We start from the raw sequence: 12,777 nt of genomic DNA, 5'->3' as shown, positions 1-12,777 counted from the left end.
CCAACGTCCAGGAGCCTAGCGTGCTGCCCATTCCGGCCACCGAACTGAACGGCACGGGAACCCTCGGGCCGTACTGGACCTTTTACCACGCGGTCGTCGCCGAGCAACTGCGGCGCTGGCTGCCGACCCGGCCTTCGCTCCTGCTCGACCTGTCCGGGGGCCGCGGCCGCTGGCCGGCCCAGGCGGCGCGGGCCGGGCATCGGGTGGTGGAGCTGGTGGACTTCCGCAGGAACGGGGAGCCCTGGCTGCGCGAGGCCTTCGACGTGATCCACAGCCCCATCCACAAGGTGCGCGCCGACGATCTGGGGTTCCTGCCGGACGCCTCGGTAGACGCCGTGGTCGCCGAGGAGCGCGCCCTGTCGATGGACATCATGGCCGAGTCGGCGCTGGCCGACGTGGCCCGGGTGCTCAAGCCCGGCGGCCGGGCGCTGGTCTGCGTGGACTCGCTGGTGCTGGGCATGGCGATCCTGGCCGAGCAGAACTACTGGGCGCATCTGTGCCAGACCGGCGAGGTCATGCTGGTGCCGTGGCCCGACGGCAGCATCACCCGGTGCTTCACCAGCCTGCAGCTGCGCGAGGTGCTCAACGACGCGGGCCTGGAGGTGGAGTGGATCCGCCCGCGCACGGTGCTGTCGCCGTCCACGGTCGACCACGTCCTCGGCGCCGACGGCCGCTCCCTGTCCTGGCTGGTACGCACCGAGCTGGACGCCCACCCCGACGACGACGACACGGTCGGCATCCATCTGGTGGCGAGCGCGCGCAAACCCGCCTAGCGGCGGCGCTCCACCCGGGCCTGGCACAGCACACACCTGGCGGCTTCGGGGCGTGCCTCCAGGCGGCCCTCCGGGACGATCTTGCCGCAGTCCACGCAGCGGCCGTAACCGCCCTCGTCCAGGCGCTTCAACGCGGCCAGCACGGCCGTGCGCTGCCGGGTGGCGACGTCGATCATCGCCCGGGTGCGATCCGCGTCGGTCAGATCGGAGCCCGCGTCGGCGGCCGACCGCTCCCGCACCGCGACCGGATCGCCGGTGAGCACCCCGATCGAGCGGTCCAGTTCTTCGAGCATGCTCTCCAGGCGCATACGCGCGGTCGCGTCGTCCACGAATCCGCACCTCCGGGAAAATGGGGGGAAACCCCCGCCGGAGATATCCCCCGGTCTCCCGGCAAGGGCCATTTGTTACATGCTTTCCTCACCGGGCTGTTCTTACACCAGTGGGCGGTTAGAAGAGCGGGCTGGGGTCCCCAGTGTCCTGAAGTGGGTGGATAAGTTCCGGGCCGTTGTTCCGGACGTTATTGACCGCCATTGACACGGGCTCCGCGACCAGCCCCGCGGCACTGGCCGGAACCAGGAGTTCAGAGGCGTCCGTAATGCGCGGGTCGAGCCAATCTGTCCAGTGGTCTTTTTCAATGCACATGGGGGTGCGGTCGTGAATCTCGCCCAGGTGGTCCTCGGCGGCTGTGGTGATCACCGTGCAGGTGCAGAGCCACTCGCCGTCGGGGTCCTTCCAGAATTCGTACAGGCCGGCCATGGCCAGCACGCCGCCGTCCGCCGGATGGATGAAGTACGGCTGCTTCTTCTTGTCCGGGGTCGGCATCCACTCGAAATAGCCGTCAGCCGGGAGCAGGCAGCGCCGGGACGCGAACGCCTTGCGGAAGGCGGGCTTGTCGGCCAGCGTCTCCATCCGGGCGTTGATCAGGCGGGAGCCGATCGACGGGTCCTTGGCCCAGCTGGGGACCAGGCCCCAGCGGATCACGCGCAGTTGCCGTACCGGCTGGGTGGCGCCCTCGACTTTGGGGACCCGGCTCATGACCGCGTACACGTCCTTGGTCGGAGCCACGTTGTAGTCGGGCTCGATCTCCTCCTCCGAGTCGAGCTCGACCTCGAACTCCTCCAGCAGATCATGCCGATTGCGCGCCGACGCATATCTTCCGCACATTTCAACGAGAAACCCGTCCCCATAGACAACCGCATGGCCACCGACCAGGCTACTCACCGCCGCGGTTGTCCAGGATCACGCCTTTCTCGTTAAACCCCCAGCCTGCCCCAACGATAGGCTGGGACGCATGTCCGCTCCTCTGTGGCCCGCGCCGACGGCTTCCGAGCCCGTCACCGCGACCGTCCGCCTGCCCGGCTCGAAGTCGGTGACCAACCGCGCGCTGCTCCTGGCCGCGCTCGCCGACGGCCCGGGTTCGGTGCGGCTCGCGCTGCGCAGCCGGGACGCCGATCTGATGACCGCCGCGCTGCGCACGCTCGGCGCCCGCATGACCGCCTCCAACGAGACCGCGGAAAGCGCCGACTGGGCGTTCACCCCCGGCCCGCTCACCGGCGGCGGCCACATCGAGGTCGGCCTGGCCGGCACCGTGATGCGCTTCGTCCCCCCGGTGGCCGCGCTGGCCGACGGCGAGGTCTCCTTCGACGGCGACCCGGCCGCCCGCAAACGCCCGATGGGCACCATCCTGACCGCGCTGCGCACCCTGGGCGCCCAGGTCAGCGCCGACACCCTGCCGTTCACCATCCGCGGCCCGCTGACCGGCGGCGAGGTCTCCCTGGACGCCTCCGGTTCCTCCCAGTTCGTCTCGGGCCTGCTGCTGGCCGCCGCCCGGTTCGAGAAGGGCGTGACCGTCCGGCACGTCGGCCCGCCGGTGCCCTCGATGCCGCACATCGAGATGACCGTCCAGATGCTGCGCGCCCGCGGCGTCGAGGTGGACGACAGCGAACCCGACCTCTGGCGGGTGGCCCCGGGCCCGATCGCGGCCACCGACTTCACCGTCGAACCCGACCTGTCCAACGCGGCCCCCTTCTTCGCCGCCGCGATGGCCACCGGCGGCACGGTCACCGTGCCGGACTGGCCGGAGCAGACCACCCAGCCCGGCGACCACCTGCGCCATCTCCTCGCCGATATGGGCGCCCAGGTGACCCGGGTGCCCGGCGGCCTCGAAGTGCGCGGCACCGGCACGATCACCGGCCTCGACGCCGACCTGCGCGAGGCCTCCGAGCTGGCGCCCACGCTGGCGGCCCTGGCGGCGCTGGCCGTCTCGCCCACCCGGCTGCGGGGCATCGGGCACATCCGCGGCCACGAGACCGACCGCCTGGCCGCGCTGGTCACCGAGATCAACCGCCTCGGCGGCGACGCCAACGAGACCGAGGACGGCCTGGAGATCCGCCCGCGCCCGCTCACCGGCGGCGTCTTCCACTCCTACGAGGACCACCGCATGGCCACCGCCGGCGCGGTGCTCGGCCTGCTCGTACCCGGAGTCCAGGTGGAGGACATCGCCACCACGCGCAAGACCCTCCCGGACTTCACCCGGATGTGGGCGCACATGCTGGGGGACATGTCCTGAGAAAGAGGGAATACGACGAGGACGACGTCCGGGTCCGGCCGGGGAAGGGCTCCCGCCCCAGGACCCGGCTCCGCCCTGCCCACGAGGAGGCCGTCGAAGGCTTCGTGATCGCCGTCGACCGCGGGCGCTACACCTGCCTGATCGGTCCCAGCATCCCCGCCCTCCCCCCGCTGGTGGACGGCGAGGCGCCCATCCCGCGCCGCCGGGGCAAACGCTCCGCGGTCGTGGTGGCCATGAAGGCGCGCGAGCTCGGCCGCAAGGGCATCGTCGTCGGCGATCTGGTCGCCCTCGTCGGGGACGTGTCCGGGCGGCCCGACACGCTCGCCCGGATCGTGCGCCGCGAGGAGCGCCGCTCGATGTTGCGCCGCAGCGCGGATGACAACGACGAGATCGAGCGCCCGATCGTCGCCAACGCCGATCAGCTGGTCATCGTGACCGCGCTGGCCGATCCCGAACCCCGGCCCCGGATGATCGACCGCATGCTGGTGGCCGCCTTCGACGCCGACATCGAACCGCTGCTCTGCCTCACCAAGGCCGACCTCGCCTCGCCCGGGCCACTGGTGGCGCAGTATGAGCCACTCGGTGTGCAGTACCTGGTGCACCGGAAGGGCGGCGAGCTGGGCGAGGTCCGCGACCATCTCGTCAACCGGGTCAGCGTGCTCGTCGGGCATTCGGGCGTGGGCAAGTCCACATTGGTCAACGCGCTGGTGCCGACCGCCGCGCGGGCGGTCTCCGACGTCAACGCGGTCACCGGGCGCGGGCGGCACACCTCCACCTCGGCGGTCGCGCTGGAGCTGCCGGAGGGCGGCTGGATCATCGACACGCCCGGGGTGCGCAGCTTCGGACTCGGCCATGTGGAGATGGAAAACGTCCTGGTGGCCTTCCCTGACCTCAATGAAGCCACCGTCAACTGCCCCAAAGGGTGCACCCATCTGGGCGACGACTGCGCGCTCAACGCCTTCGTGGCCGAGGGACACGCCGAGCCCGCCCGCCTCGAGTCGCTGCGCAGGCTCCTCCTCAGCCGCGAAGGAAACGCCGAGGATTAGCTACCAGCACGTAGCATTTGGACCGGTCCCGCCTCTGATGCGGCCCGTGTATACGCGGTAGCGTTGTGTCCCGTGATGGGATACAGCGACGATCTGCGCCTCGCGCACGTGATGGCGGACGCCGCCGATGACATCACCATGCGCCGCTTCAAAGCCGTCGACCTCAAGATCGACACCAAACCCGACCTCACCCCGGTCAGCGACGCCGACCGCGCGGTCGAGGAGGCCATCCGCGGCACCCTGCGCCGCGCCCGCCCCCGCGACGCCATCATCGGCGAGGAGTTCGGCAAGACCGGATACGGCATGCGCTCCTGGGTCATCGACCCCATCGACGGCACCAAGAACTACGTCCGCGGCGTGCCCGTCTGGGCCACCCTCATCGCCCTGATGGAAGAGGGCAAGGTCGTCGTCGGCGTCGTCTCCGCCCCCGCGGTGCAACGCCGCTGGTGGGCCGCGAAGGACGGCGGCGCGTGGACCGGCCGCAGCCTGACGAAGGCCAGCCGCTGCCAGGTCTCCTCGGTGCACCGCCTGGACGACGCCTCGCTGTCCTTCTCCGACCTGCACGAATGGGAGCAGGCGGGCAAACTCGACAACTTCCTCGACCTGAACCGCGCCGTCTGGCGCAGCCGCGGCTACGGCGACTTCTGGTCGCACGTCATGGTGGCGGAGGGCTCGGTCGACATCTCGGCTGAACCCGAACTGTCGCCCTGGGACATGGCCGCCATCACCGTGATCGTGGAGGAGGCGGGCGGCACCTGCACCGGGCTCAACGGCGCGTCACCCCTGGAAGCCGGCAACCTGGTCAGCACCAACGGCCTGCTCCACAGCGAGGTGCTCAAGCGCCTCGGCGGCTGATCAAATTAATGAGAAACCCGCCCCATAGCCAGCCGCATAGCCGCCGACCAGGCGATTCACCGCTGCGGTTGTCCAGATCACGACTTTCTCATTAATAGACACGGCCCGCGAAGAGATCGGCCCACATCTGCTCGGCGCGCACCGCCAGCATGCGCTCGGTCTCTTCCATCGCGCCGGTCTGCAGGGTCGTCCTGCGGATGAAGTACTGCCCCGCCGCGCCGACGAATTCGTACACCACACCCCGGCACGAGCACGAATGAGCCCGAACACGTTCCCGATCGGTCCGCCGAATCCCGGGGCGCCAGTTGATCTGCTTCGCGTCCGGCTCCGGCCGACTGGGCACGTGCGGGCCGTGATAGCTGGTCATGACCTTTCCACGCGAGCCTGTCCTGGTGAGAGCATCCATACTCGCGATCCTCAACAGGGTCGAGCGACCGGAGGAATACGCCACCACGATCAGCAATCGCACTATTCGTGAGACGAATTCCTGCGTGACGCCGGGATCGGGAGTAACTTACGGTCATGGGTCATGACGGAAACGGTCTGCAGCCCGAATTCTGGGCCCGCCCCCTCGTCGCCACCGCGCTCGCGGAATGCGACATGGCGACACTCCTCGACGAGGTCCGGTCCGCTCATGGCTGGACCCAGAGCCAGCTCGCCCACGCGGTCGGCTATTCGCAAAGCTGGGTGTCCAAGGTCTTGCGCGGGCAGCAGATGCTCTCGGTCGACCAGATCAGGGACATCGCCCGGACGCTCGGCGTGCCCCAGTACCTCCTCCGGATTGGCGACCGGGGCGGTGAGGATCCCACGAAACGCCGCGACTTCAGCAAGGTAGCCTTCCTGGCCGCGCTGCCGGTGACGCCGTCGATCTCCTACCGCGCCGCCGACGAGACCACCGCCGCCTCGCTCGCCGCGATCACCGGCGCGCAGCGCAGGCTGGAGTCCGACACGCCCGCCCGCGAGCTCGCCCGGGGGGCGGTCGCCCACGTGGAGCTGACCAAGCGCGCCCTGGTCCGGTCGGCGGAGACGCCGTTCGCGATCGAGGTGTGCCCGACGGTCAGCGAGGCCGCCGGGTTCGCCGCCTGGCTGCACGCCGACATGCAGGACATCGGCACCGCCCGGATGTTCTACCGGTTCGCGGTGGATTCGGCGCGCCGGGCCGAGCATCCGCTGCTGGAGGCGTACATGCTGGGCAGCCTGGCCGCCTTCGAGATCGATCATGACGACCCGCAGCTGGGCCTGTCCATGGTCGCCCAGGCCCGGGCGCGGACCGGCTCGCACCCGCCCCCGACCGCGCGCGCCTGGCTGGCCTGCATCGAGGCGCTCGGCCACGCGGCCCGCCACGACGCGCACGGCGCCCTGCGCTGCTTACGCGAAGCCGAACTCGCGGTGGCCGCGGGTGAACGCACGGTTTCGCCGCCATGGCCGTGGGTGTTCCCCTTCGATCCGGGCAAACTCGCCGGATACCGAGCCCTGGTCATGGTCCGGCTCGGCCGTCCCCAGGACGCCGTCGCCGCCTTCACCGAATCCCTGGTGTCGGTGCGGCCCGCCGCCAAGCAGCAGGCCCTGCTGATGCTGGAGATCGCGACCGCCCGGCGCATGGCCGGCGAGGTGGACGAGGCGTTCACCCTCGCCCAGGAAGCGCTCAAAGCGGGCGTCGTCTATTCCTCTGAGCGGGTGCTCCAGCGGGTCCGCCGGTTCCGGCGCGACTACGAGGGACCGCCCTCTCTGCTGGTCCGCGAATTCGATGACCGGCTGCGTTCAACTGTCGTTTAACTGAACCGGGCGTGGTGTTACGCCCGGTCTCAGATGAACGTCACCGGCGTGACCTGCTCGTTATCAGTAGCGAGATGACCTAGCCCGTTCATTATGCGTTCACCTTTGCCTGGGGATTAGGTCACCTTGGCTCCTTAGCGTCCTACCCGTTGATGAAACAAATGGGAGGACGAAGACCGTGAAGTATGCAGGTCGACTCGCCGCGGTGACGCTCGCCGGTGTGCTCTCGCTCGCTGCATGTGGCGGCGGGGAAACGGCCACTCCGGCCGACCCCAGCACCGAAGCCACGGGTGGCGCGGAAAGCGCTCCGGCCGCGCTCGCCGGCGAAATCAAGATCGATGGCTCGAGCACGGTGGCCCCGCTGATCCAGGTCGCCGCGGAAATCTTTGGTGAGGAGCAGCCGCAGGTCAAGCTCGCGGTCGGCACCTCCGGCACGGGCGGCGGCTTCGAGAAGTTCTGCGCCGGTGAGACCGCCATCGCCAACGCCTCCCGCCCGATCAAGGACGAGGAGAAGGCGGCCTGCACCGCCAAGGGGATCAACTTCGGCGAGCTGCGGGTCGCGACCGACGCCCTGACCGTGGTCGTGCCCAAGGAGAACACCTGGGCCACCTGCCTCACCGTCGACCAGCTCAAGAAGATCTGGGAGCCGGGCGCCGAGGGCAAGATCAACAGCTGGGACCAGGTCGACGCCAAGTTCCCGAAGGAGCCGCTGAAGCTCTTCGGCCCGGGCACCGACTCCGGCACCTTCGAGTACTTCACCGAAGAGATCAACGGTGAGAAGAACGTCAGCCGCAAGGACTACTCCCCCAGCGAGGACGACAACGTCATCGTGCAGGGTGTCGCCGGCGCCAAGGGTGGCCTTGGTTACTTCGGCTTCACCTACTACGAGGAGAACATGGACAAGCTGACGGCCGTGCAGGTCGACTCCGGCGCCGGTTGCGTCGGGCCGAGCGCGCAGACCGCTCAGGACGGCACCTACACCCCGCTGTCCCGGCCGCTGTTCATCTACCCCAACCTGGCTGAGCTGAAGAAGCCCGAAGTGACCGCGTTCGTGGACTACCTGGTGGCCAACATCGCGACCATCGCCAAGGACGCCAAGTTCATCACGCTCAACCCTGAGCAGGAGGCCAAGCTCAAGACGGACTCCGCGTCCCTCAAGACGCAGGCCGGCTGATGACTTCGGCGAACAACCGAGCGACCGCGCCGGGGCCCAACCGGTCCCTGGCGCGGTCGCGCCCGCGTTATGGAGAGGCCGCCGTCAAGGTGCTCCTCCTGGCCGCCGCGCTGGTGTCGATCGCGACCACGCTCGGCATCGTGGCGGCCCTGCTGGAGCCGACCATCGAGTTCTTCTCCGAGGTCAGCTTCGGCGAGTTCTTCGGCTCCACCTCGTGGGGTCCGCTGTTCTCGCCGCCCAGCTTCGGCGTGTGGCCGATCATCGTGGCCACCCTGGAGATCACCCTGATCGCCATCATCGTGGCGATCCCGCTCGGCCTGGCGGCCGCGATCTACCTGTCCGAGTACGCGACCCCCAGGATCCGCAAGATCTTCAAGCCGGTGCTCGAAGTGCTGGCGGGCATCCCGACCGTGGTCTTCGGCTTCTTCGCCTTCAGCTTCGTCACCCCGCTGCTGCAGGACATCCTGCCGTTCTCGCTCGACCCCAGGAACGCGCTGAGCGCGGGTCTGCTGGTCGGCGTCATGATCATCCCGATCGTGGCGTCACTGTCCGAGGACGCCATGTCGGCGGTGCCGCGCAGCCTGCGCGAAGGCTCGTTCGCGCTGGGCGCCTCGAAGATGACGACGTCGGTGAGCGTGGTGCTCCCGGCGGCGTTCTCCGGCATCGTGGCGGCCATCATCCTGGCCATCTCCCGCGCCGCGGGCGAGACGATGATCGTGGCCATCGCGGCCGGCTTCAAGTCGATCTTCACGTTCAACCCGGGCAGTGAGATGGCCACCATGGCGGCCTTCATCGCCAGCGCGGGGTCCGGGGACGCTCCGGTGGGGTCCATCGCGTACAAGACCATCTTCGCGGTCGGGTCGCTGCTGTTCATCATGACCTTCGCGATGAACTGGTTCAGCGCCCGCATGGTGAAGAAATATCGTGAGGTGTACGAGTAATGGCTATCCTCTCGACACCGCGGTCCCAGGTTGATCTGGTCGGCAAGGGACGCCCGCTCCGGGAGCATCTGTTTAGGATCGCCCTCCTGTCCAGCCTGGCGATCGCGCTGATCTTCCTGGCCCTGCTCCTGGCGTACACGCTGACCGAAGGCTGGCCGCGCCTGGACTCCCGCCTCTGGGAGAACTTCCCGTCAGTACGGCGTCCCGAGACCGCCGGCGTGCTCTCCGGCATCACCGGCACCCTCTGGATCATCGGCCTGACCGCCCTGATGGCGCTCCCCACCGGCGTCCTCGCCGCCATCTACCTGGAGGAGTACGCCGACAACACCAGGTGGTACAACCGGCTGATCGAGCTCAACATCGCCAACCTGGCCGCCGTCCCCTCCATCGTGTACGGAATCCTCGGTCTCGGCATCATCGCCCGCTGGCTCGACTTCGGATTCACGGTCATGACCGGCGCGGTCACCATCTCGCTGCTGGTGCTCCCGATCGTCATCATCTCGGCCCGGGAGGCCATCCGCGCGGTGCCGCCCTCCATCCGGGAAGGCTCGCTCGCCCTGGGCGCCACCCAGTGGCAGACGATCTACCGGCAGGTGCTGCCCGCCTCCATCCCCGGCATCGCCACCGGCTCCATCCTGGCCCTGTCCCGGGCCATCGGCGAGGCCGCCCCCTTCCTCATGCTCGGCGCCGCGACACTGGTGCGCTTCAACCCCGATGGGATCTGGAGCAGCTTCACCGTCCTGCCGCTGCAGATCTACAACCTCATCAGCCAGTCCCGCGAGGAGTTCCACATCCTCGCCGCGGCTGCGATCGTCGTGCTGCTCGCGATCTTGCTGCTGATGAACTCCCTCGCCATCTGGCTCCGGAACCGCTACCAGAAGCGCTGGTGAATCCCTTGACGCACGGAACGACTCAGGCAGGCAGAGTGACTCAGCCCAACGTGACCCTCCGCGGCCCCGACGTCCCCAACACCCCCGGCTCACTCGACCCCGTCTTCACCGTCGAGGACCTCAGCGTCTTCTACGGCGACTACGAGGCCGTCCGGAACGTCGACATGATGATCGGCCGCCGCGAGATCACCGCCATGATCGGCCCGTCCGGCTGTGGCAAGAGCACGGTGCTGCGCTGCTTCAACCGGATGAACGACCTGATCCCCGGCGCCCACATCAAGGGCAAGATCCTCTACCACGAGGAGGATCTGTACGGCGACCACGTCGACCCGATCGAAGTCCGCCGCCGCATCGGCATGGTCTTCCAGAAGCCGAACCCGTTCCCCAAGCCGATCTACGACAACGTCGCGTACGGCCCGCGGGTCAACGGCATCAAGAAGAACATGGACTCTATCGTCGAAGAGGCGCTCCAGAAGGCCGCCCTCTGGGACGAGGTCAAGGACAAGCTCAAGCAGAACGCGCTCTCGCTGTCCGGCGGACAGCAGCAGCGACTGTGCATCGCCCGGGCCATCGCGGTCAAGCCTGAGGTCATCCTCATGGACGAGCCCTGCTCGGCCCTCGACCCGATCGCGACGACGAAGATCGAAGACCTGATGCAGGAACTGCGCCAGGAATACACGATCCTGATCGTCACCCACAACATGCAGCAGGCGGCCCGCGTCTCCGACCGGACCGCGTTCTTCACCGCCGACGTCGACGACGCCGGGGTGCGGCACGGGCGACTGGTCGAATTCGACCAGACCACCCGGATCTTCACCAAGCCCTCCGACAAGCGAACCGAGGATTACATCACCGGACGCTTCGGCTGATCGTTTTCTTCGAACTCGCTCTGGTTCACAGGCACACTCGCAGGGAGGACCCGGGTGACGGCACCCGCAGTGGAGGGGGACACTCGATCGGCGCCGGTGCTACTGATCGCGGATCCCGACAGTGACATGGTGCAGACGCTGACGTCCGAACTCGAATCCGAGGGCATCGACGTCACCGGTGTCTTCGACGGGGCGCAGGCCCTGCTTCAAGCAGGCGCCCTGCGCCCCGACGCCGTGCTGATCAGCGCCTCGCTGCCCATCATCGGCCCCGTCGACTTCGTCCGCGCGGTACGGCTGGCGCGCGCCATCCCCGTCCTCCTCGGCGTCGGCGAAGGCCACGCGGAACAGGCCATGGAGGCCCTCGCCGCCGGCGCCACCGCCTGCGTCGCCCGCCCCTACCGCGTCCCCGAACTCCTCCCCCTGGTCCAGGCCGCCTTCCGCCGCCAGGGCATCCAGCGCACCGTCCTGACCATCGGCGAGGTGTCCCTCGACGTCACCGCCTACCAGGTCAAGGTCGACGGCCGCGTGGTCCACCTACCCCTGCGCGAATTCGAACTCCTCCACTACCTGATGCGCAACGCGGACCGCACCGTCACCCGCGAACAGATCATGCGCCACGTCTGGCACTCGGTAGACGCCATGTCCACCAACACCATCGCCGTCCACGTCAAACGCCTCCGCGCCCGCCTAGGCGACGAAGACGACAAACTAATCCAAACAGTCCGAGGCGTCGGCTACCGCCTAGTCACTCCGTAGACGGGCAGGTCCGGAAGGCGGTCATCAATTGTTTGGTGATGCCTTCTACCTTGGCGATGCCGGATTCGCTGGATGGGTTGTCCTCGGTGAGGACTGCCACGGCGAATCTGTTGGCTATGAGGCCGGCGCTGACGATGACCCATTGTTTGTTGGCGACGTGTTTGAGCCAGCCGTTCTTCAGGGCGACGGATTCGCCTTCGCAGGCGCCGGCGCTGATGCCCCATTTTTGTTCGGGGACTATCTTTTCCATCAGGGTCAGGATGGTTCGGCGGTCTTTGATGGGGCTGTTCTTGCGGGTCAGGAGTTTGATCAGGCGGACCTGGTCGGGGGCGGTTGTTCTGGTGATTCCCCAGCAGTAGAGGTCTACGCAGCTGCCGCCGATGGCGGTGGTCTTCTTTAGTTTGAAGGCTTTGTTGGCCCTGGTCAGGCCGCCTTCTCGGCCGATTCGCTCCCAGAGGCGGTCGGCGGCTTTGTTGTCGCTCACGCGGATCATGATGTCGGCGTCGTGGCGGGCCGAAGCGGGGAGGCTCTTCCAGCGGGTTGTCCGGAGGGCGGCCATGAGGATGTTGACCTTGGCGGTGCTGGCGGTCGGGAGCAGCTCATTGGGACGGAAGCGGTAAACGCGGCCAGTTAGCAGGTCTTCCACCGCGGCGGACGTCCGACCGGGGTGCTTGGCCACGAAAATGCGGAGCTGCTTGGTGAGCTTCGCCTGGTCAATCGGGGGGACGTGTTCGGTTCTCTCCGTGGCGACAGCGCTGAGGCGGACGAGAGCGGATTGTTGCTGGGGAGTCGCCGCAGGAGTGACCGACGGGGAGGCCGGGGCGCAGGCCACTGCCAGGGCGAGTGCGGCTGCGATCGTCGCGTGCCTGGGCGCCATGGGGGGAGTCTCCGGGGAGGGGCGTCGGGTCTGGGACCCAACTTAGTGGGGGTTTGGGCGTGTTGTCCCCTGCCTGGCGAAGCTCCCAGAGAAGCCTCAGAAAACACGAAAGCCCCAGCCAAACGGCTGGGGCTTTCGATAAAGATTGTCCGGCGGCGTCCTACTCTCCCACACCGTCCCCGGTGCAGTACCATCGGCGCTGGAGGGCTTAACTTCCGGGTTCGGAATGTAACCGGGTGTTTCCCCACCGC

General features: G+C 68.1%; 14 protein-coding genes and 1 rRNA gene. 10 read left to right on the top strand and 5 right to left on the bottom strand.

Features of this window, described 5'->3' with window-relative positions:
* Positions 1–20 precede the first annotated feature (20 nt).
* The gene (locus Aple_RS14925) at positions 21–773 is read left to right on the top strand and encodes a class I SAM-dependent methyltransferase (protein WP_155345185.1); all 753 of its coding nucleotides are present in this window, start codon (positions 21–23) and stop codon (positions 771–773) included.
* On the opposite strand, the gene Aple_RS14920 is transcribed toward Aple_RS14925, so the two are convergent.
* Together Aple_RS14920 and Aple_RS14915 are read right to left on the bottom strand one after the other, a co-directional pair.
* A complete protein-coding gene (locus Aple_RS14920) occupies positions 770–1,102 on the bottom strand; it encodes a TraR/DksA family transcriptional regulator (RefSeq protein ID WP_155345184.1) in 333 nt (110 codons plus the stop codon). The two genes, Aple_RS14925 and Aple_RS14920, sit on opposite strands and share 4 nt — an antisense overlap.
* A 118-nt stretch (positions 1,103–1,220) precedes the next feature.
* Positions 1,221–1,937, bottom strand: coding sequence for an SOS response-associated peptidase (locus tag Aple_RS14915; RefSeq protein WP_155345183.1), 717 nt, complete (start codon positions 1,935–1,937; stop codon positions 1,221–1,223).
* A 127-nt stretch (positions 1,938–2,064) separates the two neighbouring features.
* On the opposite strand from Aple_RS14915, the gene aroA reads away from it, so the two are divergent.
* From aroA to hisN, 3 genes are all read left to right on the top strand, one after another.
* Complete coding sequence (gene aroA, locus Aple_RS14910; RefSeq protein ID WP_155345182.1) at positions 2,065–3,342, top strand: 3-phosphoshikimate 1-carboxyvinyltransferase; 1,278 nt, start codon at positions 2,065–2,067, stop codon at positions 3,340–3,342.
* Positions 3,339–4,388, top strand: a complete 1,050-nt coding sequence (gene rsgA, locus Aple_RS14905) for a ribosome small subunit-dependent GTPase A (RefSeq protein WP_155345328.1) — start codon at positions 3,339–3,341, stop codon at positions 4,386–4,388. The genes aroA and rsgA overlap by 4 nt, the downstream gene beginning before the upstream one ends.
* A gap of 75 nt (positions 4,389–4,463) precedes the next feature.
* Positions 4,464–5,243 carry a histidinol-phosphatase gene (gene hisN, locus Aple_RS14900; protein ID WP_373869586.1) on the top strand — a complete coding sequence of 260 codons (780 nt, stop codon included), beginning with the start codon at positions 4,464–4,466 and terminating at the stop codon, positions 5,241–5,243.
* A 91-nt stretch (positions 5,244–5,334) separates the two neighbouring features.
* Here hisN and Aple_RS14895 read toward each other — a convergent pair whose 3' ends face one another.
* Positions 5,335–5,610, bottom strand: coding sequence for a NifB/NifX family molybdenum-iron cluster-binding protein (locus Aple_RS14895; protein ID WP_155345180.1), 276 nt, complete (start codon positions 5,608–5,610; stop codon positions 5,335–5,337).
* Positions 5,611–5,765: 155 nt separating this feature from the next.
* Here Aple_RS14895 and Aple_RS14890 point away from each other — a divergent pair, with 155 nt between their 5' ends.
* The 6 genes from Aple_RS14890 (at position 5,766) to Aple_RS14865 (ending at position 11,649) form a co-directional block, all read left to right on the top strand.
* On the top strand, positions 5,766–7,019 hold the full coding sequence (locus tag Aple_RS14890; RefSeq protein WP_155345179.1) for a helix-turn-helix domain-containing protein: 1,254 nt from the start codon (positions 5,766–5,768) through the stop codon (positions 7,017–7,019).
* 178 nt (positions 7,020–7,197) lie between these two features.
* On the top strand, positions 7,198–8,193 hold the full coding sequence (locus Aple_RS14885; protein ID WP_218038332.1) for a PstS family phosphate ABC transporter substrate-binding protein: 996 nt from the start codon (positions 7,198–7,200) through the stop codon (positions 8,191–8,193).
* A complete protein-coding gene (gene pstC, locus Aple_RS14880) occupies positions 8,193–9,134 on the top strand; it encodes a phosphate ABC transporter permease subunit PstC (protein WP_155345178.1) in 942 nt (313 codons plus the stop codon). The genes Aple_RS14885 and pstC overlap by 1 nt, the downstream gene beginning before the upstream one ends.
* Positions 9,134–10,024 carry a phosphate ABC transporter permease PstA gene (gene pstA, locus Aple_RS14875; protein ID WP_155345177.1) on the top strand — a complete coding sequence of 297 codons (891 nt, stop codon included), beginning with the start codon at positions 9,134–9,136 and terminating at the stop codon, positions 10,022–10,024. Before pstC ends, pstA begins: the two co-directional genes overlap by 1 nt.
* 50 nt (positions 10,025–10,074) lie before the next feature.
* On the top strand, positions 10,075–10,893 hold the full coding sequence (gene pstB / locus Aple_RS14870; RefSeq protein WP_218038341.1) for a phosphate ABC transporter ATP-binding protein PstB: 819 nt from the start codon (positions 10,075–10,077) through the stop codon (positions 10,891–10,893).
* Positions 10,894–10,947: 54 nt separating this feature from the next.
* A complete protein-coding gene (locus Aple_RS14865) occupies positions 10,948–11,649 on the top strand; it encodes a response regulator transcription factor (RefSeq protein ID WP_246264475.1) in 702 nt (233 codons plus the stop codon).
* Here Aple_RS14865 and Aple_RS14860 read toward each other — a convergent pair.
* Positions 11,639–12,526, bottom strand: a complete 888-nt coding sequence (locus tag Aple_RS14860; RefSeq protein WP_155345176.1) for a serine hydrolase — start codon at positions 12,524–12,526, stop codon at positions 11,639–11,641. The two genes, Aple_RS14865 and Aple_RS14860, sit on opposite strands and share 11 nt — an antisense overlap.
* 147 nt (positions 12,527–12,673) lie before the next feature.
* Positions 12,674–12,777: ribosomal RNA gene (gene rrf, locus Aple_RS14855) — 5S ribosomal RNA — on the bottom strand; the annotation flags it as partial.

The organism is Acrocarpospora pleiomorpha (genome assembly GCF_009687885.1).
Classification (GTDB): domain Bacteria; phylum Actinomycetota; class Actinomycetes; order Streptosporangiales; family Streptosporangiaceae; genus Acrocarpospora; species Acrocarpospora pleiomorpha.
Note: the sequence above shows the minus strand (reverse complement) of the source record. Positions and strands in the feature narration are given on the sequence as shown.